The 22,707-nt window shown below is 58.6% G+C and carries 18 protein-coding genes; 8 read left to right on the top strand and 10 right to left on the bottom strand.

Annotated elements, in window-relative coordinates:
* Positions 1-11: 11 nt before the first annotated feature.
* On the bottom strand, positions 12-1,250 hold the full coding sequence (locus ACA052_RS25130) for an MFS transporter (protein WP_497647259.1): 1,239 nt from the start codon (positions 1,248-1,250) through the stop codon (positions 12-14).
* Positions 1,251-1,768: 518 nt separating this feature from the next.
* Here ACA052_RS25130 and ACA052_RS25125 point away from each other — a divergent pair.
* From ACA052_RS25125 to ACA052_RS25115, 3 genes are read left to right on the top strand one after another with little or no spacing between them, the layout of a single operon-like run.
* Positions 1,769-3,208 (top strand): cytochrome ubiquinol oxidase subunit I, encoded by a 1,440-nt coding sequence (locus tag ACA052_RS25125; protein WP_497647258.1) that lies wholly within the window; start codon positions 1,769-1,771, stop codon positions 3,206-3,208.
* 3 nt (positions 3,209-3,211) lie between these two features.
* Complete coding sequence (cydB, locus tag ACA052_RS25120) at positions 3,212-4,219, top strand: cytochrome d ubiquinol oxidase subunit II (RefSeq protein ID WP_497647257.1); 1,008 nt, start codon at positions 3,212-3,214, stop codon at positions 4,217-4,219.
* A 14-nt stretch (positions 4,220-4,233) separates the two neighbouring features.
* A complete protein-coding gene (locus ACA052_RS25115) occupies positions 4,234-4,401 on the top strand; it encodes a DUF2474 domain-containing protein (RefSeq protein ID WP_074880353.1) in 168 nt (55 codons plus the stop codon).
* 73 nt (positions 4,402-4,474) lie between these two features.
* On the opposite strand, the gene ACA052_RS25110 is transcribed toward ACA052_RS25115, so the two are convergent.
* Complete coding sequence (locus ACA052_RS25110) at positions 4,475-5,599, bottom strand: methyltransferase (RefSeq protein WP_497647256.1); 1,125 nt, start codon at positions 5,597-5,599, stop codon at positions 4,475-4,477.
* 163 nt (positions 5,600-5,762) lie between these two features.
* Entirely contained in the window at positions 5,763-6,482 is a 720-nt protein-coding gene (locus ACA052_RS25105; RefSeq protein ID WP_497647255.1) for an autoinducer binding domain-containing protein, read from the bottom strand.
* Positions 6,483-6,803: 321 nt separating this feature from the next.
* Between ACA052_RS25105 and ACA052_RS25100 the strand changes: the two genes are divergently transcribed.
* Positions 6,804-7,580 carry a ferredoxin--NADP reductase gene (locus tag ACA052_RS25100; protein WP_497647254.1) on the top strand — a complete coding sequence of 259 codons (777 nt, stop codon included), beginning with the start codon at positions 6,804-6,806 and terminating at the stop codon, positions 7,578-7,580.
* A gap of 37 nt (positions 7,581-7,617) precedes the next feature.
* Here the strand turns inward: ACA052_RS25100 and mscL are convergent, their stop codons facing one another.
* Positions 7,618-8,037, bottom strand: a complete 420-nt coding sequence (gene mscL, locus ACA052_RS25095; RefSeq protein WP_497647253.1) for a large-conductance mechanosensitive channel protein MscL — start codon at positions 8,035-8,037, stop codon at positions 7,618-7,620.
* 606 nt (positions 8,038-8,643) lie between these two features.
* Here mscL and radA point away from each other — a divergent pair.
* Positions 8,644-10,011, top strand: a complete 1,368-nt coding sequence (gene radA / locus ACA052_RS25090; protein ID WP_497647252.1) for a DNA repair protein RadA — start codon at positions 8,644-8,646, stop codon at positions 10,009-10,011.
* A 111-nt stretch (positions 10,012-10,122) separates the two neighbouring features.
* Here radA and ACA052_RS25085 read toward each other — a convergent pair whose 3' ends face one another.
* Entirely contained in the window at positions 10,123-10,491 is a 369-nt protein-coding gene (locus ACA052_RS25085; protein WP_497647251.1) for a PilZ domain-containing protein, read from the bottom strand.
* Positions 10,492-10,651: 160 nt separating this feature from the next.
* Between ACA052_RS25085 and ACA052_RS25080 the strand changes: the two genes are divergently transcribed.
* The 3 genes from ACA052_RS25080 (at position 10,652) to yjiA (ending at position 14,055) form a co-directional block, all read left to right on the top strand.
* Entirely contained in the window at positions 10,652-12,718 is a 2,067-nt protein-coding gene (locus ACA052_RS25080) for a carbon starvation CstA family protein (protein ID WP_497647250.1), read from the top strand.
* A 15-nt stretch (positions 12,719-12,733) separates the two neighbouring features.
* Positions 12,734-12,931 carry a YbdD/YjiX family protein gene (locus tag ACA052_RS25075; RefSeq protein WP_007895266.1) on the top strand — a complete coding sequence of 66 codons (198 nt, stop codon included), beginning with the start codon at positions 12,734-12,736 and terminating at the stop codon, positions 12,929-12,931.
* A gap of 152 nt (positions 12,932-13,083) precedes the next feature.
* Entirely contained in the window at positions 13,084-14,055 is a 972-nt protein-coding gene (gene yjiA, locus ACA052_RS25070; protein WP_497647249.1) for a GTPase, read from the top strand.
* Between the two features lie 102 nt (positions 14,056-14,157).
* Here yjiA and ACA052_RS25065 read toward each other — a convergent pair whose 3' ends face one another.
* From ACA052_RS25065 to ACA052_RS25045, 5 genes are all read right to left on the bottom strand, one after another.
* Positions 14,158-14,847, bottom strand: a complete 690-nt coding sequence (locus ACA052_RS25065; RefSeq protein ID WP_497647248.1) for a GntR family transcriptional regulator — start codon at positions 14,845-14,847, stop codon at positions 14,158-14,160.
* Between the two features lie 24 nt (positions 14,848-14,871).
* A complete protein-coding gene (locus tag ACA052_RS25060) occupies positions 14,872-15,576 on the bottom strand; it encodes a FadR/GntR family transcriptional regulator (protein WP_497647247.1) in 705 nt (234 codons plus the stop codon).
* 80 nt (positions 15,577-15,656) lie between these two features.
* Complete coding sequence (locus tag ACA052_RS25055) at positions 15,657-16,970, bottom strand: C4-dicarboxylate transporter DctA (protein ID WP_497647246.1); 1,314 nt, start codon at positions 16,968-16,970, stop codon at positions 15,657-15,659.
* Positions 16,971-17,225: 255 nt separating this feature from the next.
* Positions 17,226-18,479 (bottom strand): serine hydroxymethyltransferase, encoded by a 1,254-nt coding sequence (gene glyA, locus ACA052_RS25050; RefSeq protein WP_123509173.1) that lies wholly within the window; start codon positions 18,477-18,479, stop codon positions 17,226-17,228.
* A 222-nt stretch (positions 18,480-18,701) separates the two neighbouring features.
* Positions 18,702-22,550 carry a sensor domain-containing protein gene (locus ACA052_RS25045; protein WP_497647245.1) on the bottom strand — a complete coding sequence of 1,283 codons (3,849 nt, stop codon included), beginning with the start codon at positions 22,548-22,550 and terminating at the stop codon, positions 18,702-18,704.
* Between the last annotated feature and the right edge of the window lie 157 nt (positions 22,551-22,707).

Raw genomic sequence — 22,707 nt, 5'->3', positions numbered from 1 at the left:
TAGACAGCGCTTCAAACTTTGGCTTCTTCCGCCGGCACATGCATCCGGTCGCGACTGGCCAGGGTCGGGAACAGTTTGATCCAGACGCCCGTCACCACCAGCGTGCCTATGCCGCCCATGACCACCGCCGGCACGGTGCCAAACCAATGGGCGGTGAGACCGGATTCGAACTCACCCAGCTGGTTCGAAGCGCCGATGAACAAGCCGTTCACCGCGCTCACCCGGCCACGCATTTCGTCCGGCGTTTCCAGCTGCACGAAGGACGCGCGAATCACCATGCTGATCATGTCTGCTGCGCCCAGGACCACCAGCACCGCCAGTGAGAACCAGAATGATGTGGACAGGCCGAACGCAATGGTCGCGACACCGAACACGCCGACGGCGGTGAACATCACCCGGCCGACCTTGCGATCCACGGAGAACCGCGCGAGCCAAAGCGACATCAGCAACGCACCGACGGCGGGAGCCGAACGCAGCAGGCCCAGGCCCCAAGGGCCGGTCAGCAGAATGTCTTTGGCGAACACCGGCAGCAACGCTGTCGCGCCACCCAGCAATACGGCAAACAGGTCCAGGGAGATCGCCCCGAGAATATCCGGGCGGCTGCGGATGAAACGGATGCCCGCCATCAACGAATGGAGCGTTGCCTTGCCCTTGTTCAACGGTGTTTGTCGGGCCGGGAGGTTGAGCATCAATGTGCAGGCGATGATGTAGAGAATCACCGTCGGCCCATAGACCCAGACACTGCCGAAGGCGTAGAGCAGGCCACCGAGGGCCGGAGCGACGATCGTTGCCGATTGTTGTGCCGATTGGGCTGCCGCGACGGCGCGGGGGAACAGTGCGTTGGGAACGATGCTCGGGAGCAAGGCTTGCGTCGTCGGCATCTCGAAGGAGCGCGCAGCGCCGAGCATAAACGCCAGGATGAAGATCATCTCGCGGGTGACATGATCGGTCGCGCTGCCAATGGCCAGCGACAGCGCGATCAACGCTTGCACGGATTGGCAGATCGCCGCGACCTTGCGCCGGTCATAGCGGTCCGCGACATGTCCGGTGTGCAGCATGAAGAGCACGCGAGGGGCGAATTCCACCAGCCCTACCAAACCCAGATCGAGCACGTTCCCGGTCAGTTGATACAGGTTCCAGCCGATGGCGACGGTGAGCATCTGAAAGCCGCTGGCGGTAAACACCCGAGCCAGCCAGAACGCGATGAAAGGGCGGTGATGACGTAACAGCAACGGTGCTTGGCTGGGCATCTGAGGCAGAGTCTTGGGCGAGGGGAGGCCCGAGATTATCACCAACCTGTAACCAGAAGTTGCAGCAGGGGGAAATTTAGTTAGCTAGACACCGATGTTGGTTCTGTGACTTGTAGCAGCTGCCGAAGGCTGCGTTCGGCTGCGCAGCAGTCGTCATATCGAACACTGCGGTGCTTCAGGCAGAACCGAGTTAGCCGGATGTGCGCCTGCTCCGCAGCCGAACGCAGCCGAACGCAGCCGAACGCAGCCTTCGGCAGCTGCTACAGGGGCTATGAGGCAACCTGTCACGCGGCAAAAGACCACACCGTCCATCATCCAAAACCGGACTACTCTTTTACCCATGCTTGATCCAGATCAAAACCTGTATGGAATTGATCCGGCGGCCAGATGGCCAGACTCCCTACGTTGTGATGTTTGTAAAAAAAGAACGAATTCAAATTCGCCACACTCCATATCCGTGGGGGCAGTGGGTGTAGGCCGCAAGCCTTCAGCCGGAATTACCTGACAGAGGAAGACTTATGTTCGGTTTGGAGGCGCTTGATCTCGCCCGAATTCAGTTCGCGTTCACCATCTCATTCCACATTCTGTTCCCGGCCATCACCATTGGCCTGGCGAGTTACCTGGCGGTGCTCGAAGGTTTGTGGCTGAAAACCCATAACGACACTTACCGCGATCTGTACCACTTCTGGTCGAAGATCTTTGCCGTCAACTTCGGCATGGGCGTGGTGTCCGGGCTGGTCATGGCCTACCAATTCGGCACCAACTGGAGCCGCTTTTCTGACTTCGCCGGTTCGGTTACCGGGCCGTTGCTGACGTACGAAGTCCTCACGGCCTTCTTCCTTGAGGCCGGTTTCCTTGGCGTCATGCTGTTTGGCTGGAATAAGGTCGGACGCAAACTGCACTTCTTCGCCACGGTCATGGTCGCCATTGGGACCTTGATTTCGACCTTCTGGATTCTCGCCTCCAACAGCTGGATGCAAACCCCGCAGGGCTACGAAATCGTCAACGGCCAGGTTATTCCCACCGATTGGCTGGCGGTGATTTTCAACCCGTCGTTCCCCTACCGCTTGATGCACATGGCCACGGCGGCGTTTGTCGCCACCGCGTTCTTCGTCGGCTCGTCGGCGGCCTGGCACTTGCTGCGTGGCAAGGACAACCCGGCGATTCGCACCATGCTGTCGATGGCGATGTGGATGGCGTTGATCGTGGCGCCGATTCAGGCCGTCATCGGGGACTTCCACGGTCTCAACACGCTTGAGCATCAGCCGGCGAAAATCGCCGCGATTGAAGGTCACTGGGAAAACGTCGGTGATGAACCGACGCCACTGATCCTCTTTGGCTGGCCCGACATGAAAGCCGAGAAGACCAAATTCGCGGTCGAGATTCCGTACCTGGGCAGCCTGATCCTGACGCACTCCCTGGATAAACAGGTGCCGGCGCTCAAGGAGTTTCCACCGCAAGACCGGCCAAATTCGACCATCGTGTTCTGGTCATTCCGCGTCATGGTCGGCCTGGGCTTCCTGATGATCTTCACCGGTTTGTGGAGCCTGTGGCTGCGCAAGCGCGACAAGCTGTATACCTCGCGGCCGTTCCTGTACCTGGCGTTGTGGATGGGGCCATCGGGGCTGATTGCCATTCTCGCCGGCTGGTTCACCACTGAAATCGGTCGTCAGCCGTGGGTGGTTTACGGCCTGATGCGCACGGCGGATGCGTCCTCCAATCACAGCTTCATGCAGATGAGCATCACCCTGGTCCTGTTTGTCGTGGTCTATTTCGCATTGTTTGGTGCCGGTCTGGGCTACATGATGCGCCTGGTGCGCAAAGGGCCGAAGATCGACGAAGGCGCGGAGACGCCCGATGGCGGTCCAGGCAAGAAACGTACGCCGGCCCGTCCGCTGTCCGCAGCCGACGATTCCGCCGATGCCGACCACGGCCCAAGCCTACAAAAGGAGATTTGAGTCATGGGTATTGATCTTCCGCTGATCTGGGCCGTGATCATCATCTTCGGCATCATGATGTACGTGGTCATGGACGGTTTCGATTTGGGAATCGGGATTCTCTTCCCGTTCATCAAGGGTAAAACCGATCGTGACGTGATGATGAACACCGTCGCGCCGGTCTGGGACGGTAACGAAACCTGGCTGGTGCTCGGTGGTGCCGCGTTGTTCGGGGCCTTCCCGCTAGCCTATTCGGTGGTGCTTTCGGCCTTGTACCTGCCGCTGATTTTCATGCTCATCGGGCTGATTTTCCGCGGGGTGGCTTTCGAGTTCCGCTTCAAGGCCAAGGACGACAAGCGTCATTTGTGGGACAAGGCGTTTATTGGTGGTTCGGTCGCTGCGACGTTCTTCCAGGGTGTAGCGCTGGGGGCATTCATTGATGGGCTGCCGGTGGTCAACCGTCAATTTGCCGGTGGCTCACTGGACTGGCTGACGCCGTTCACCCTGTTCTGCGGCGTAGCGCTGGTGGTGGCTTATGCGCTGCTCGGCTGTACCTGGCTGATCATGAAAACCGAGGGCAAGTTGCAGGAACAGATGCACGATCTGGCGCGGCCACTGGCGTTCGTGGTGCTGGCAGTGATTGGTATCGTCAGTATCTGGACTCCGTTGGCCCATGCCGAGATCGCGGCGCGCTGGTTTACCCTGCCGAACCTGTTCTGGTTCCTGCCGGTGCCCATCCTGGTATTGGTGACCATGTATGGTCTGATTCGCGCGGTGGCTCGCAATGCGCACTACACGCCGTTTCTGCTGACGCTGGTGCTTATTTTCCTCGGCTACAGCGGTTTGGGTATCAGCCTGTGGCCGAACATCGTGCCGCCGTCAATCTCGATCTGGGACGCCGCCGCACCGCCGCAAAGCCAGGGCTTCATGCTGGTCGGCACCTTGTTCATCATCCCGTTCATCCTGGGTTACACCTTCTGGAGCTACTACGTGTTCCGTGGCAAGGTGACCCACGAAGATGGTTACCACTAGAGGAGATCCCGATGATGGCTGGCAAACATTCCTTGCAGGAGATCGAAGCCGCGGAGAAAAAGCCGCTTTGGCAGCGGCTCGGCTGGCTGGCAATGATCTGGACCGGCAGCGTCGTGGCGCTGTTCATCGTGGCGAGCCTGATGCGCATGTTCATGAATGCCGCAGGCTTGACGACCCACTGATCTGCACCTGATCCCATCCCGTTGCCCTGTGGCACGGATTTGTAACCCTCCTGACGGAGGGTTTTTTTTGCAGTTACTTGCGTGCCTTGAGAATCACGAATTTCGGCGTCGCCGCCACTTGTTCGACACCGCGGAACAACCGCGCCAGCTTGCTGTGATAACCCAGGTGACGATTGCCGACGATGTACAGCGCACCGCCTGTCACCAGCGCCTCACGCGCTTGCTGGAACATCCGCCAGGCAAGAAAGTCGCCGACGACCTGTTGCTGGTGAAACGGTGGGTTACACAGCACCACCTCCAGCGACTGAGGTTCCTGGCCCGCCAAGCCATCGCCGGCACGCATGATCACCTCACGCTCACCCAGTGCCGCGCGCCAGTTGTCGGCCGCCGACTGCACGGCCATGAACGATTCGTCCACCAGCGTGTAGTGAGCCTCGGGGTTTTGCAGGGCGCTGGCGATGGCGAGCACTCCGTTGCCGCAACCCAGGTCGGCGACGCGCGCTGCGCCCAGATTCTTCGGCAAGTGCGGCAGAAATGCGCGTGTGCCGATATCCAGGCCCTCGCGGCAGAATACATTGGCGTGGTTGAGCAGTTCGATTGCCGGTTCGTCGAGCCGATAGCGCGAAGGATAAGGCGATACGGCAGGCGTTCTGGTTTCAGCGGTAGCGATGAGCAACCGAGCCTTCTTCACGGCCAACGATGCCTGTACCGGACCGATGTAGCGCTCCAGCAGATCGCCTGCCGCGCGGGGCAAATGCTTGATCATAGCGGCGGCAATGACTTGGGCGCCGGGGGCCAAATGACCTTGCAGGCGAATCAATTGCTCCTCCAGCAGGGCCAGTGTCTTGGGAACTCGAATCAGTACCCGGTCGAACGACCCCGTGAAGGCATCGCTGGCAGGCACGCTCGGCACCGCATCGAACGCCTGCCCATTACGCATCAGATTTTTTTCCATCCCCTGAAAGGCCAGGAACGAGTCCCCGCTGCTGGTCACCAGAACCTTGCCCACCAGACTGGCAGCCAATGCGCCGAAGCTGTCATTGAGCACCAGTACCCGTGTTTCGGTGGACGGTTGCTGTTCGGCCAGATGATTGAGCAAGTACTCGTCGGCTGCGTCAAACGCTTGAAGGGGTTCGTTCTGTTGTTCAGGCTGGCGGATCAGGTCGAGTCGGGCGAAGGGTGTTTCGAGCAAAGGCATCGGGCGGGGGCTCTTGGTAATCAACGGGTGTCCCGCCGCCAAGAGGCGTTTTCGCGGGCGGAACCGGCTGAGTGGAATGCGCCGTGGAGGTTCACACAACATCACTCAGGAGGGACCGCAAATGGTACGTTTTTTTCTTTTGGATTACTCGCAGGTTTTTTGATCAGCCGGGTAGATAGCCTGCCTTCGCAGCCGCAATAACCGCGGAAAGCTTGTTATTGACTCTGAATTTCTCAATCACCTTCTGTACGTGGAAATTGACGGTACGGGGGGTGACGTTGAGGATGACCGCGCTCTCGCCCGCGGTCTTGCCATCGGCCGCCAGTTTCAATACGTCGATTTCACGCTGTGACAAATGCGGCGTAGCAGGGGGAGGGGCTTTCCTGGGCAACGTCTGCGCCACCAGTGCGTGGAGGTGCTGCCCCATGAAAATTGAAAAGCCGAGGTGTTCATACAGCTCAAGTGCCGTGACCGGACAATGGCTTCTGGCCAGGCTCAAAATGCTGTAAAGGCCGGTTTCTTCGTCAAGCACCGATTGTGACCACCCATGCCGCATATTATGGTAATCGAGCGAATCCCATAACCACGGAACCTTGGAGAAGAGTTCTTCATGCCACATGATTGGCATCATTGTGTGATTGCAATGCGCTACTACCGGGTCAATGTCACGATGCAGTTTTTCCACATAATTCTTATCGAACCCGGTCGGGTAATTGTTTAATCGCACAGTGTGAAGCGTCCCGCCTTTTGTTTGATAAGTTGTTGAAAAAGCGAAAAATTTGTAGCCGATATTTTTCGCAAAAGTGAGGGAGATTCGATAGGCAGTCTCAATGTCCTTCGTCATCAAAAGTTGATTGAGGTGCGATTCCTTCCACCGTTCCATAGGGGACTCCAATTGTATATTTTCGCGAGGGTGCTTATTGGATCCGAGACCCGGCACGTTGCGAGTGTAGGATATTTCCTATAAAAGCGCTGAAATATTTTGATGTTATTGTCTTATAAAAAACACTTGTTCGGTTCTAATACCGGTTGGCGTTTTGTTTGTGATTTTAAATGTCATGATTAATATTAAATAGTTCGTATGCTAACAAAGGTGTTAGTCAGAGGCATATATGAGAGTGAAATTCAATGACACTACAAATCGTCGGTGTTTAATTCGAATGCTTTGAGGGACACTGGGGCTGCCAGTTCAACGGAGCGACCCATGACCGCCAGTGCAGAAAAATTCACTCTCCAGACCTTGCTCGACGTCCAGCCGTTGACCCCGAACCTCTTTAGCCTGCGGACCACCCGGGACTCGGGCTTTCGGTTTCGCGCGGGTCAATTTGCCCGATTGGGGGTAACCAAGGCTGACGGCAGCACGGTATGGCGGGCTTATTCCATGGTGTCGTCGCCCTACGACGAGTTTCTCGAGTTCTTTTCAATCGTGGTGCCTGGGGGCGAATTCACCAGTGAATTGAGCCGCCTGGAAGTCGGCGATACGTTATTGGTCGAGCGCCAGGCCTTTGGTTACCTGACACTTGATCGCTTCGTCGACGGGCGTGACTTGTGGCTGTTATCCACAGGCACCGGCGTGGCGCCGTTTCTGTCGATCCTGCAAGACTTCGAGGTGTGGGAGAAATTCGAGCGAATCATCCTGGTCTACAGCGTGCGTGAGTCGCGTGAATTGGCCTATCAAGAGCTGATCGCCGGGCTGGCACAGCGTGATTATCTGGCGGAGGTCGCACACAAGTTGCAATTTATAGCCACCGTCACTCGCGAACAGCATCCGGGCGCGTTGAGTGGCCGGATTACGACGCTGATCGAAAGTGGCGAGCTGGAGCGAACGACCGGCCTGGCCCTGACCGCTGAACATTCACGGGTGATGCTTTGCGGTAACCCGCAGATGATCGATGACACCCGCCAGCTGCTTAAACAGCGGGACATGCACTTGAGCCTCAGCCGACGACCCGCGCAAGTGGCGGTAGAAAACTACTGGTAAAAAAAACGGCGCCCCAAAGGCGCCGTTTTTTCTTGCACTAAAGCGAGGGCCGATTGTTCTGGGCTTTCAACAGGTCGCGGATCTCGCTTAATAGCTCCTCTTCCTTGGTCGGAACCGGCGGCAAAGTAGGGGCGACCGCTTCCTCACGCTTCAGGCGGTTGATGGCCTTGACGCCCATGAAAATTGCGAACGCGACGATGATGAAGTCGATCATGCTCTGGATGAATTTACCGTACGCGAGCACCACCGCCGGGACATTGCCGTCGGCGGCCTTGAGCGTGATGGCCAGGTCACTGAAGTCCACCCCACCGATCAGCAGGCCGATCGGAGGCATCACGACATCGCCCACGAACGACGACACGATCTTGCCGAAGGCGGCGCCGATGATGATACCGACGGCCATGTCGACGACGTTGCCTTTGACCGCGAAGGCCTTGAACTCACTTATCACGCCCATAGGTTATTTCCTTGTTACAGATGAGGTTGGTGAACGCAGTGTAAATCAGCAAAATGCTTCCTGCTCGAAACACCTGCTTACAGCGCTTGCGTGGTATCGACCGGGTCCCCGGCAAAAAGTTTACAAAATGCGATCCCCATTGTGCGAGCAACCTGGTCAAACCGGGGGAATGCTTTCAGTGATTTTTATGCTCGGCTCGGCGTATCTTTCCATGGTTGTTTCTATCGGTCACTGTCGAGGCTGGATGGACTGACTATTACTAAAGTTCTACAGATAAGTTGGTTGTGTATCGAAATATCGCCAAGACATAACCACGAGCATGACGCACTCATCGAGTGCTCGATTTTCTTGATTGTATTTCCAAGCTGATTATTGGGGAGGAGGTTGTACGGCTATGTTGAAGTTGATTAAGGCCTGTACAGGTTTGTCGCTAAGTGCTGGGGATGTTTTAAATCTATTGTTGTGGGAGAGTTATACAGGCGTTCATTAGTTGTATTGATTCAATGTCGTTAATTCGAAAAGTTGTCACCCCGAAATCGCCAAGCCACAGCGTCGCACTGATCCGGCCTACCTGAGTTATCATCGGGTCTTTTGCCGGGAGTTCAAATGGCCAAGGCCAAGCGCATGTATGGCTGCACCGAATGCGGGTCGACTTTTCCCAAGTGGGCCGGTCAATGCGGCGAGTGCGGCGCCTGGAACACCTTGACTGAGACCATGGTCGAGAGCGGTGGTGCTGCGGCTCCGAGCGGGCGTACCGGCTGGACGGGGCAACAGGCCCAGATCAAGACCCTGGCCGAAGTCAGCGTGGAAGAAATTCCGCGTTTCTCCACTGCGTCCAGCGAGCTTGACCGCGTGCTGGGCGGTGGCCTGGTGGATGGGTCGGTGGTGTTGATCGGCGGTGACCCCGGCATCGGTAAATCGACCATTCTGTTGCAAACCCTATGCAACCTGGCCAAGAGCATGCCGGCGCTCTATGTCACTGGCGAAGAATCCCAGCAGCAAGTAGCCATGCGCGCCCGTCGCCTCGGCTTGCCGCAGGACCAACTGCGGGTCATGACCGAAACCTGCATCGAAACCATCATCGCTACGGCTCGGGTCGAAAAACCCAAGGTCATGGTGATCGACTCGATCCAGACGATCTTCACCGAACAGTTGCAATCGGCGCCGGGCGGGGTGTCCCAGGTTCGTGAAAGTGCGGCGTTGCTGGTGCGCTATGCGAAGCAGAGTGGCACCGCGATTTTCCTGGTCGGTCACGTCACAAAAGAAGGCTCGTTGGCCGGGCCACGAGTGCTCGAGCACATGGTCGACACTGTGCTGTATTTCGAAGGGGAGTCCGATGGACGCTTGCGTCTGTTGCGGGCGGTGAAAAATCGTTTCGGCGCCGTCAACGAATTGGGCGTGTTCGGGATGACCGACAAGGGTTTGAAAGAAGTCTCTAACCCTTCGGCGATTTTTCTCACGCGCGCTCAGGAGGAAGTCCCGGGCAGTGTGGTCATGGCGACGTGGGAAGGCACACGGCCGATGCTGGTGGAGGTTCAAGCGCTGGTGGATGACAGCCACCTGGCCAATCCGCGACGGGTCACGCTGGGGCTGGATCAGAATCGGCTGGCGATGTTGTTGGCCGTGTTGCACCGGCACGGTGGCATTCCGACCCACGATCAGGACGTGTTCCTCAACGTGGTGGGCGGTGTGAAAGTGCTTGAAACGGCCTCCGACCTGGCGCTGATGGCCGCGGTGATGTCCAGTTTGCGCAACCGGCCATTGCCGCATGATCTGCTGGTGTTCGGCGAAGTGGGTTTGTCGGGTGAAGTGCGTCCGGTGCCGAGCGGCCAGGAGCGCTTGAAGGAAGCCGCCAAGCACGGTTTCAAACGCGCCATCGTGCCCAAGGGGAATGCGCCGAAAGAGGCCCCGCCGGGGTTGCAGATCATCGCCGTCACACGCCTCGAGCAAGCCCTCGACGCACTATTCGAATAACCCCCCTGTAGGAGCTGCCGCAGGCTGCGATCTTTTGATCTTGGCGTCTTCAAGGGCGTTGAAAATCAAAATCAAAAGATCGCAACCTGCGGCAGTTCCTACATAGAACGTTCAAACCTCAATCAGCGCACCCAGCTCACGTTCCAGCTCCTGAGCATCGCCCAGATTGAGCTCGATCAACCGCCGCAGGCGTTCGATGGATTCCAGGCTTATGTGCCGGCAGACGAAGCCCAGCTGACCGTGGTCTTCGTGCGTCAGGTGCACATCCATGGCGATGTCGATTTCGTCGGTCAGATGAATATCGACGAAGAAGTCCTTCGATTGATCCCCCGACCACAGAACGGGCTTCTCAATCAGCAACCCCTTGAGCGACAAGTCCACCAGCTTCACTGGCCAGGTGACTTCCCCTTGACTCAGCTCAGTTCTGGCATCGAACGCTATACGTTTGAAGCGGCGGCGATCGGCGCGATGGTCGCTCATGGTGCAATCCTCGATAAGGTTCGCTGACTATAGACCCGCATCGCCTAAGGCTGCCACCGAAGGCAAATTCCTAGACCAATGTCGGGGTATGGCCTTTGCCGTCAGGAGAGCTAAACTCGGGGTGGCTGTCTTTCTTGTCCACCCTGGCTGGAATCATAAAATGAAAAATAATAATAGCCTGCTACGCCATCTGCCCTGGCTGCTGCTGGCAATCGTAGGAGCGTGCGCCCTTGGCGTAGTGGCATTGCGCCGAGGCGAGGCGATCAATGCCTTGTGGATTGTGGTCGCCGCCGTGGCCATTTATCTGGTTGCATACCGCTATTACAGTCTGTTCATCGCTACCAATGTGATGCAACTCGACCCGCGACGGGCCACCCCCGCCGTGCTCAACAATGACGGTCTGGACTATGTGCCGACCAACAAACACATTCTCTTCGGTCACCACTTCGCGGCCATCGCTGGCGCGGGGCCGCTGGTCGGTCCTGTGTTGGCGGCGCAGATGGGTTATCTGCCCGGCACACTGTGGCTGATTGCCGGCGTGGTGCTGGCCGGTGCGGTTCAGGACTTCATGGTCCTGTTCCTGTCCACCCGCCGCAACGGTCGCTCGCTGGGCGACATGGTCCGTGAAGAAATGGGCCGCATCCCCGGGACCATCGCGCTGTTTGGCTGCTTCCTGATCATGATCATCATCCTCGCGGTGCTGGCGCTGATCGTGGTCAAGGCCCTGGCCGAAAGCCCGTGGGGCATTTTCACGGTGATGGCGACCATCCCGATCGCGATGTTCATGGGCATTTACATGCGCTACATCCGCCCGGGCCGCATCGGTGAAATATCCGTGGTTGGCGTGCTGTTGCTGCTGGGTTCTATCTGGCTCGGCGGGCAGATTGCTGCCGATCCGGTCTGGGCCAAGGCGTTCAGCTTCACCGGAATCCAGATCACCTGGATGCTCATCGGCTACGGTTTCGTTGCCGCCGTGCTGCCGGTGTGGCTGATTCTCGCACCGCGCGACTACCTGTCGACCTTTCTGAAAATCGGCACCATTGTCGCGTTGGCGATCGGCATCCTGATCACCATGCCCGAGCTGAAAATGCCGGCACTGACCCAGTTCATCGACGGCACCGGGCCGGTGTGGAAGGGCGGTCTGTTCCCGTTCCTGTTCATCACCATCGCCTGTGGTGCGGTCTCGGGTTTCCACGCGCTGATTGCCTCCGGTACGACACCGAAGTTGCTCGCCAGCGAAGGCCATGCCCGCTACATCGGTTATGGCGGCATGCTGATGGAATCCTTTGTGGCCATCATGGCCATGGTTGCCGCATCGGTGATCGAGCCAGGCGTGTACTTCGCCATGAACAGCCCCGCGGCAATTGTCGGCGGTGATGTGATGCAAGTGGCGCAAACCGTCAGCAGCTGGGGTTTTGCAATTACTCCGGAAGCCTTGCAAGCGGTGGCCAAGGATATCGGTGAAACCACTGTCCTGGCTCGCGCCGGCGGCGCACCGACCCTGGCGGTCGGTATCGCGCAGATCCTGCACAGCGTGCTGCCGGGTGAAAACACCATGGCATTCTGGTACCACTTCGCGATTCTGTTCGAAGCGCTGTTCATCCTGACCGCAGTCGACGCCGGTACCCGTGCCGGACGGTTCATGCTGCAGGACTTGCTTGGCTCCTTCGTGCCGGCGCTTAAACGCACCGAATCCTGGACCGCCAACCTGATCGCAACGGCCGGTTGCGTGGCGATGTGGGGTTACTTGCTGTACCAAGGTGTGATCGATCCGCTCGGTGGTATCAACACCTTGTGGCCGCTGTTCGGTATTTCCAACCAGATGCTGGCCGGTATCGCGCTGATGCTGGCGACCGTGGTACTGATCAAAATGAAACGCCAGCGCTACATCTGGGTCACGATGCTGCCCGCCGTGTGGCTGCTGATCTGCACCGTCACCGCAGGCTTCATCAAGCTGTTCGACGCCAACCCGGCGATCGGCTTCCTGGCCCTGGCGAAAAAATACAGCGATGCGCTGGCCAACGGTCAGATCCTTGCCCCGGCCAAGGACATCACGCAGATGCAGCACGTGATCTTCAACGCCTACACCAACGCGACGCTGACGGCGCTGTTCCTGTTCGTGGTCTTCAGTATCCTGTTTTATGCGCTCAAGGTCGGCATTGCTGCCTGGGGTACAAAGGAACGTACGGATAAAGAAGCGCCATTTCATGCTGTGCCAGACGCGTAATCGAGGATTGCAACCATGTTCAATGACCTGAGTCGCCTCGGTAAATACCTGGGTCAGGCCGCACGCCTGATGGTCGGCATGCCCGACTACGACAACTACGTCGAGCACATGCAAACCAAGCACCCGGACAAACCGGTGATGAGCTACGAGATGTTCTTCCGGGAACGCCAGGAAGCTCGTTACGGTGGCAAGGGTGGGCCGAAGTGCTGTTGACCCGTTAAGCCTCTTGTAGGAGCGAGCTCGCTCGCGATGGACGTCAACGATAACGCGTGCTTTCTGAATGCACGCGTTGTCCTTGTGTTTATCGCGAGCAAGCTCGCTCCTACAGTTATTTTTGCGCCCTTATTTTTGAAGGAAAATCAGGTTTGCTATCTCCCATCCCAGTCACGATCCTCAGCGGCTTCCTCGGCGCGGGCAAAACCACGCTGTTGCGCCATCTGCTCAAAGTCGAGCACGGACTGAAAATCGCCGTGATCGAGAACGAATTCAGTGACGCCGGCATCGACACCCAGTTGTTGGGCGATGAGCCGGTGCAAGTGATGACGCTGTCCAATGGCTGCGTCTGCTGCACCATCCACACCGACCTGACCAAGGCGTTGTACCTGCTGCTCGAACGCCTGGACAGCGGTGAAATCGCCTTCGATCGCCTCGTGATCGAATGCACCGGGCTGGCCGATCCGGCACCGGTGGCGCAAACCTTCTTCATCGACGAAGAGCTGCGCGAACGTTACATCCTTGACGGCATCATTACCCTTGTCGATGCCGCGCACGCTGACGTGCACCTGACCCAGACCATCGCCCAGGCACAGATCGGTTTCGCCGATCGCCTGTTGGTGAGCAAGCGCGATCTGGTGGATGAGCCGACGTTCAACGCCTTAAGCGAGCGCCTGACCCGTATCAACCGTCGCGCGCCGATCCGTGTGGTCGATCATGGCCAGATCGATCTCGCCGAATTGCTTGACGTGCGTGGTTTCAACCTCAATGCCGACCTCGGCGGCGGTGTGAGTTTGCGCCCGGTCAGCAAAACGCCGTCTATTGATCGTATTTCCAGCCTGGTGCTGCGTACCGACAAGCCGCTGGATATCGACAGGCTCAGTGAATTCATGAACGACTTGCTGGAAGAGCACGGCAAGCAACTGCTGCGTTACAAAGGTGTGCTAAGCATCGTTGGTGAGCCTCGGCGGATGGTGTTTCAGGGAGTGCTGAAGCTTTACGGTTTCGACTGGGACACGGAATGGGCAGAGGGCGAGGTGCGGGAAAGCGTGATCGTGTTTATTGCCGATGATTTGCCGGAAGAGAAGATTCGTGCGGGGTTTGCGCGAGTGGCGGCCATCTGATGCATCTGCGGCGTTAGTTATGACCCCTTCGCGAGCAGGCTCGCTCCCACAGGGGAGTGCATTCATTCCCCCTGTGGGAGCGAGCCTGCTCGCGAAGGCGATCTAGCCGGCAACACGATTTTGACTGAGTGACGGTCCGGCGTTCAGCAAAGTCTCTTCCAAATGATCCAGATGCCGGCTCAGCAATGTCTCCGCCATCAACGCGTCCCCCCGCTGCACAGCCTGCAGAATTGCCTGATGCACCTGCCAAACGCAATATCCCTGCGCCCGAGATTCAAACTGCGCAATCGCGAGGGAAACGAGTGGCACGAGGCTGCCAAGAAAGTGCGCCAACGGAGCATTTTCCGCCATTTCTGCCAGCCGCAAATGAAACTCCCCCGACAGCCGAATCGCCGCGCCTCGCTCGGTACAGTGGCGCTCGCTGTCGATCAACGCACCCAGGCGTTTCAAATCATCTGCACAAGGTTCCCGACAGGCCAGCCGCACCAGCGTGGTCTCCGTCAGCCGCCGCGCATGCAGCGTTTGCCCGATCTGCTCCGCATCAAGCGCAGCGACACGCGGCCGGTGATTCGTGCGAAGGACAATAATCTGCTGATGGGACAGCTGCGTCAGCACGCCACGAATATCACTGCGTCGAGCACTGAACATTTGCGCCAGGCTTTCTTCGGTAAAGCGGCTGGTCGTATCGATTCGCTGTTCGAGTATCGCGTCGAAGACCCGCGAATAAAGATCGTCCGCCCGCGGCGAAAAGGGCAGGGCAGAGAGTGTTTGCGCTGAAGCGAAGCTGTTCATGGCCTGTCTCCGGTTCCAGGGGGTTCAACTGCCGAGGTTGTCATCCGGGATGTTCAATTCGATGCCCATCCGCTGGCCTTCGCGAAGGATGTGCCGACGCATTTCGGCGCTGGCCTGGGCGCTGTTCTTGCTGCGGATCGCGCGCACCACGGCTTCGTTTTCTTCGAGGCGCTCGGCCAGGTGTTCGGGTGAGTTGCGCAGCACGTCGGCGCTTTGTTTGAGGGCGTTGCTGGTCTGTTGCACCACGCTCTGGAAAATCGGGTTTGAGGTCAACGTGAACAGCTCTTCGTGGAACGCGATATAGGCGTTCGCGCCGGCTTCACTGTCATTGGCGTCAAGCGCTTCTCGCATGTCCATCAGGGTCAGGCGCAATTGTCCGACTTCCTTGCTGCTGATCGACTGCGCCACCAACCCGACAATGAACGGCTCGAGTGTGTAGCGCAGTTGCAGCACATCCTCCAGGCTCGCCCCGGCCACCGCGCTGTCGTGGCTTTGGCTGTCGCTGAGATTGGCGTCCAGCACCACCACGCCTTTGCCCGGCATCGAACGCACCAGGCCTAGGGTTTCCAGGACGATCACTGCTTCACGCAGGCTCGGGCGGCTGATGCCCAGTTGTTCGGCCAGGTCACGCTGTCCCGGCAACATTTCGCCGGTGCGCCACTGACCGCGGGCCAGGGCGGCCCGAAGTTTTTCTACGACTGAATTGACGACGGTTGACGTGGTAATCACTTGATTGCTCCATGAGCCTATAAGGACGGCGTCGCAGGCAAGATCAAAAGATCGCAGCCTGCGGCAGCTCCTACAGGGAGTCAGAATTCTTGTTGATGAGGTGGGGCGACCGGTTTTCTGGGCTGAAAGGTATAACCCTGTTGGCCGGAAAGCACCTTGTTCGCGCGCTGGATGTCGATGTCCTTTTCCCAGCGGGCGATGGCGACGGTCGCCACGCAGTTACCGATCAGGTTGGTCAGCGCTCGACCGATGCCCATGAACCAGTCCACCGCCAGCACCAGCACCAGGCCGACCACCGGAATTGCCGGGATGGCCGTCAGGGTTGCCGCCAGAATCACCAGCGCCGAGCCGGGAATCCCATGGGCGCCTTTGGAGGTGATCAACGACACCAGCAGAATTGTCAGCAGATCTGTCATGGCCAGCGGCGTGCCGGTGGCGTTGGCGATGAACACGATGGCCAGCGTGAGATAGATCGAAAAGCCGTCGAGGTTGAACGAGTAACCCGTCGGAATCACCAGCCCGACTGTCGAACTGCCAATGCCCAGATGCTCCAGCTTGCGCATGATCTGTGGCAACACGGCGTCGGACGAGGCGGTGCCCATGACGATCAACAGTTCTTCGCGCAGGTACTTGAGCAATGGCCACATTCGCAGGCCGGACAAGCGCATCACCAGGCCGAGAATCAACGACACGAACGCCGCGCAAGTCAGGTAGAACAAGCCGACCAGGCTGCCCAGATGCTGCAGCGAGTCCAGGCCATATTTGCTGGTGGTGAACGCAATCGCCCCGAACACGCCAATCGGCGCCAACCGCACGATCATGCCCATGATGCGGAAAATAACGTGGCTGAGCTCATTGATCAGCCGGGAAATGCCCGAAGCCGCTTCACCCACCAGGTTCAATGCACTGCCGAACAGCACTGAAAACAGCAGCACTTGCAGGATGTTGTTCTCGGCAAAGGCGCCGATCACCGAAGTCGGGATCAGGTCCATCAGGAACTGGGTGGTGGTGTGCATCTGCTGGCCACGCTGGGCCAGATCGCCCATGTCGGCTTTGGCCAGTTGATCCAGGTGAATATTCGCGCCACTCCCGATGCCGGTGCTGAAGGCGAATACCAAGCCGATCACCAGGGCGATGGTGGTCAGCACTTCAAAGTAGATCACCGATTTCAGGCCGATGCGCCCGACCTTCTTCAGGTCGCCGGCACCGCTGATGCCGCTGACCACCACGCAGAACACGATTAAGCCAATGAGCATCTTGATCAGTTTGATGAAACCGTCGCCGAGCGGTTTTAGCTGGGCGGAGTATTCAGGAAGGGTCAGCCCGCAGACGATGCCGAGCACCAGTCCGAGAACCACTTGGAGGAAGATTGAACGCGAGCACCATCTGAGCATGGGAGGAATCCTGGTCGGTGTCCTGGCTGCCGTGCGCGGAGCGCATCAGATTCAGGACTTAATTATTTTGGTCTTACCGGTATGTCCAGTGCAGGCGCAGTCTACGCTCCGATTTTTGGGAATTACAAGATGAAATGTCAAAATTGGCATGACCGGTCTGACCAGTGGCGCCGATTTCCTACACGGTGATATGCGGGCGAAAAAAAACCGGCCATCACTGGCCGGTTTTTTTACTGCTGCGGTTCAGCGATGCAATTAAGCGCCGTACACCGGCAGCTTCTTGCAGATGGTCTTGACCTTCTCACGAACGGCGTCGATCACCGCTTCGTTGTTCAGGTCAGCCAGGATGTCGCAGATCCAGCCAGCCAGTTCCTTGCACTCTGCTTCCTTGAAGCCGCGAGTGGTCACAGCCGGAGTACCGAAACGCAGGCCGGAGGTGACGAACGGGGAGCGTGGGTCGTTTGGTACGGAGTTCTTGTTCACGGTGATGAAAGCCTTGCCCAGAGCGGCGTCGGCGTCTTTACCGGAGATTTCCTGCTTGATCAGCGACAGCAGGAACAGGTGGTTTTCAGTACCACCGGACACCACGTCGAAACCGCGCTCGATGAACACGCCAGCCATCGCCTTGGCGTTTTTCACCACTTGTTGCTGGTAGGTCTTGAACTCAGGCTGCAGCGCTTCCTTGAAGCAGATCGCTTTAGCGGCGATCACGTGCTCCAGTGGGCCACCCTGGGCGCCCGGGAATACCGCGGAGTTCAGCTTTTTCTCGATGTCGGCGTTGGCGCGAGCCAGGATCAGGCCGCCACGTGGACCGCGCAGGGTCTTGTGCGTGGTGGTGGTCACGACGTCAGCGAAAGGCACCGGGTTCGGGTAGACGCCAGCGGCGACCAGACCGGCCACGTGGGCCATGTCGACGAACAGGTAGGCGCCAACCTTGTCAGCGATTTCGCGGAAGCGCGGGAAGTCGAGGATCTGCGAGTAGGCAGAGAAACCGGCCACGATCATTTTCGGCTTGTGCTCAACGGCCAGGCGCTCGACTTCGTCGTAGTCGATCAGGCCATTGGCGTCGATGCCGTACTGCACGGCGTTGTACAGCTTGCCGGAGGACGAAACGCTGGCACCGTGAGTCAGGTGACCACCGTGGGCCAGGCTCATGCCCAGGATGGTGTCGCCTGCTTGCAGCAGGGCCAGGTAAACGGCGCTGTTGGCTTGCGAGCCAGCGTGCGGTTGAACGTTGGCGTAATCGGCGCCGAACAGTTCTTTTGCACGGTCGATGGCCAGCTGTTCAACCACGTCGACGAACTCGCAACCACCGTAGTAGCGCTTGCCCGGGTAGCCTTCGGCGTACTTGTTGGTCAGTACCGAGCCTTGAGCTTCCATCACCGCTGGGCTGGTGTAGTTTTCCGAAGCGATCAGCTCGATGTGTTCTTCCTGACGCTGAGCTTCTTGCTCCATGGCGGCAAAGAGATCGGCGTCGTACTTGGCAATAGTCAGATCACGGCTGAACATGGCGGTCCTCAAGGATCGGGGCAGAAAAGGGGGGCATTCTAACCCAATGGGTTTTAGATGGCATATGAAAGGACATCATGTCGCAGACAAGTGGCGTTCATGACAAGCCAGTGGATTGGGGGGGCATCAAAAGATCGCAGCCTTCGGCAGCTCCTACAGGGGGACGCGATCAACTGTAGGAGCTGCCGAAGGCTGCGATCTTTTCATACCCAACACAGAGCTTCAGTCGAACACGAAGAGCGCATCATTACTGAACTGCGCTTCAAAGCGGCTGGCCGGCATCGGGTGCCCAAACAGATACCCCTGAACCTCATCGCACCCATGCTCGCGCAGGAAATCGAGTTGCTCTTGAGTTTCCACGCCCTCGGCGATCACCGCCAGATTGAGGCTGTGGGCCATGGCGATAATGGCGCGGGCAATCTGCGCGTCCTGCTCGCCAGACGGCAGGCCATCGACGAAGGTGCGGTCGATTTTCAGCACGTCGATCGGGAACTGCTTGAGGTAGTTGAGCGATGAATAACCGGTGCCAAAGTCGTCGACCGCAATGCTCAAGCCGAGGTTTTTCAGCCCGGCGAGAATCTGCATGGCTTCGCTGACTTCGCGCATCAGGATACTTTCGGTCAGTTCGAGCTCCAGGCACGCCGGCGGCAGGCCGGTTTCCTTGAGAATGGTGGCGATCCGTGTCCCGAGCTGGCCATCCGAGAACTGCCGCGCCGAAATGTTCACCGACACCTTCGGGACGCGGACCTTGGCCTGATGCCAGGTCTTGAGCTGACGACAGGCCTCGCTGAGCACCCAGTCGCCGACATCGACCACCAGGCCAAGCTCTTCGAGCACCGGAATGAAATCGCCCGGCGGCACCAGGCCGCGTCGCGGATGACGCCAGCGCAGCAGGGCTTCGGCACCGGTCAAGCGTTTTCCATCGCCGCTGAACTGCGGTTGGTAATACAGAACGAATTCGTCCTGTTCCAGGGCGTGACGCAAATCGCTTTCCAGCTCCAGGCGTTCCAGGGCGCTGGCGTTCATGTCGGCCTGATAGAACTGGAAGTTGTTCTTGCCGCGCTCCTTGGCGTGGTACATCGCCGTGTCGGCGTTCTTCATCAGCTGGCTGAGTTCGTTGCCGTCCTGTGGGCTCAGGGCGATGCCGATACTGGCCGTGACGAAGAACTCGCGGCCTTCAAGGACGAAGGGTTTCACCAGGCTGGCGAGGATCTGTTCCGCGACGTGAATGGCCCGGTTCAGCGCGATTTCACGATTGACCTTCGGTTGTAGCAGCAAGGTGAACTCATCACCGCCCATGCGTGCCACGGTGTCGTCATCGTCGACGCAGCCGAGCAGGCGCGAGGCCATTTCCTTGAGCATGCGGTCGCCGGCGGCGTGGCCCAGGGAGTCGTTGATCGGCTTGAAGCGGTCCAGGTCGAGGAACATCAGTACGACCCAGGACTTCTGGCGATCGGCCGATTGCAGCGCAGTGTGCAGGCGATCCTGGAACAGCGTGCGGTTGGGCAGATGAGTCAGGGCGTCGTAGTAGGCGAGCCGGTGAATTCGCTGTTCACTGGCCTTGCGCTCGCTGATGTCGCTGAAGAAACACACATAGCTGGCCAGGTCGCCTTCGTCATCCAGTACCGCGGTTATCCCGACCCAGGCCGGGTAATGTTCGCCATTGCGCCGCTTGAGCCAGACTTCACCTTCCCAGGTGCTGTGCTGGTGCAGTTGCTTGAGCACATAACGCAGGTGCGCTTCCTGCTGTTCGTCGACAGTCAGCATGTTCGGCAACTGGTCGAGGACTTGCTCCACCGCATAGCCGCTGACGCGACTGAAGGCTTCGTTGGCCTGGACGATGTAGCCGGCCGGATCGGTGATCAGGATCGCCGAGGTCGAGTGTTCGAATACGGTGGCCGCCATGCGCAGGTCTTTTTCGGCCCGGCGTTGCTGGCTGATGTCGCGCCCGACGCCCAACACACCCTCAAATGCACCGTGCTCGTCCCAGACCAATACCAGCCGCAGCTCGATGGGGATCTTGCGCCCGTCGGCCCGCAGGCAGTCGAACAGAAATAGCTGGGTCTGCACCTGGCTGCGCAACAGCGCCAGGTGCTCGGGTTGCCCCAGCGCTTTGCTGACCCGGTCCATCAGGTTGTAAATGCCGGTCAGTTGTTGCGGGTTGGCGATGGTCGATTGCCAACCGTTCTGGAAAATCCACTCGGCGTCGTAGCCCAGCACCGCTTGCACCGACGGGCTGACGTAGTTGAGCGTCAGCTTGCTGTCGGTGGAGAAAATCACGTCGCTGATGCTTTCGGCGAGCATTCGATAGCGCTGCTCACTGTCGCGCAGGGACTCGCTGGCTTCGATCTGTTCGGTGATGTCCTTGGCCACGCCGATGATGCGTGTGACCTGATCGTGCTTGTCCCGCGCCAACGCCTGTTCGCGAATCTCGAAACGCCGCCACTTGCCATCCCGGTGCCGGAAGCGCAGTTGGCACTGCAGCAATTGCCGGTAGCCGGCATGCCGCTGGTTCTGGCGCGAACGGTGGTAAAAGTCGGCATCTTCGGGGTGCAGGAGAATTTCCCAGAAGTACTCGCCCATCTGGTGCAACTCGGTACGGTTGTAACCGAGCGTCTGGCCCAGGTGGTGGTTGCTGAAGATCATTCGCTGGCTGATCACGTCTTGCACATAAAGGTGATCCGGCACGGTGCGTACCACATCAGACCAGAACCCTTCACGCTCCAGCAGCGACAGCTCAATGAGTTTGCGACTGGTGATGTCGGTGATGCTCAGGATCACCGCGTTATAGTCGTCCTGGTCTTCCGGCAGGCGCAGCACCAGCCACAGGTGCTGGTCACGGCCACCGGCGTCCTGGAGTTTGATTTCCAGCTCAAGCTGCTTTTGCTGATTGAGGACCGCTTCGAGCATTTGACTGCCGATGTCGGTGCCATCCAGCGGCCCGCCGTCGATCAGCAGTTTCCAGGCTTGATCGCGCGAATTGACGTTGAGCAGGTTCAGCGCGACCTGGTTGACCTCGGTGATGCGCAGTTCTCGCAGCAATTGTTGACGTTGCTCCGGTGTTTGCAGCCAGGCCTGCAGTTGTTCGTTGTTTTGCAGCTGGGCCTTGTCGAAACAGTTTTTAAGTCTGCAGACGTCGAGTACACACAAGGCGACGCCGGTACCTTCAAAAATATCCTGATAACGTCGACGGCCTTCGTGTAGCTGGCGCTGACGGCGGCGCATGTTCAGCAGAACGATGAACGGCAGCAGGGAAAACGCCAGGCCCAGCAGGCATTTGCCGACGAACGCCGGCATCAGTTGTTCGAGCACGAGTTGCCGGTCGAACAGCCCGCGCAATTGCCAGTCGCTGCTGCTCAACGGGACCGTCAGCACGCTGTTGGCCACATCGTCCGGGCTCAACACGCCCGGGTTGCTCGAGGGCATTCTTTCGTCGCGGCTGATGATCTGGTGATTCAAGCGGTTTTCAACCAGCCACAGCGGACGCAGGCTGGCTTCGTTTTGTTGGGTCAGCGTGGTGAAAAATGTCGGTTTCAGGCGCAGGGCCCAATAGCCACGGGTGCTGCCGCTGGCTTGATGCAGTAACAGATGCACCACCGAGCCATCGTCGGCATTGCTGAAATAGTGCGCCTGGGCGCGGCTGCGCCGAACCAGTTCGCTCAGGTAGTCGGCGTCTTCGCTGCTGGCGGCGCTGTCGCTGAGGATGTTTCCGGAGGGACTGAGCAAGGCGAGGCTGCGCAGTTCAGGTAACGACTGTTGCAGTTTGCGCAGCAGTGCCTGTTGTTCATCGTCACTTTGCGGTTGCTCGACGATCGGTAGCAGGTTGAGCGCAATTTGCGCCTTCAGCGTCATGTTCAAGCTGACTTGCGCGGCCAGATCGGCGGTGTAGTCGATGGTGTACTGGCGCTGGCTTTTCTGGGTTGCGCGAAGTTGATCCAGTAACTGCCAGAACATCAGCGCGAGCAGCAACAGGACGAGCATGGCCAACACGCCCTTCAAGCTTCCGCTCAGGGGGGAGCCGGGCGCAACAGTCGGTGCACGGGAGGTCAGGGGCGGAGTGACATTAGACAAACTGTAATCCTGCGGTTTGGCTGGACTGGCGCGACGTGCACTATAAGCCGGACGCCCGAAGGGCGGCTAGCATGCCTTGAGTTGTGGCGAAGTGCCAGCCCCTTCCGGCTGGACTGCCTTCCGTCAATCAGGTAGCTTTGCCGGTTACGCGGGAGCG

This window comes from Pseudomonas sp. LBUM1644, from assembly GCF_059716195.1.
This window is presented reverse-complemented; position numbering and strand designations above follow the sequence as displayed.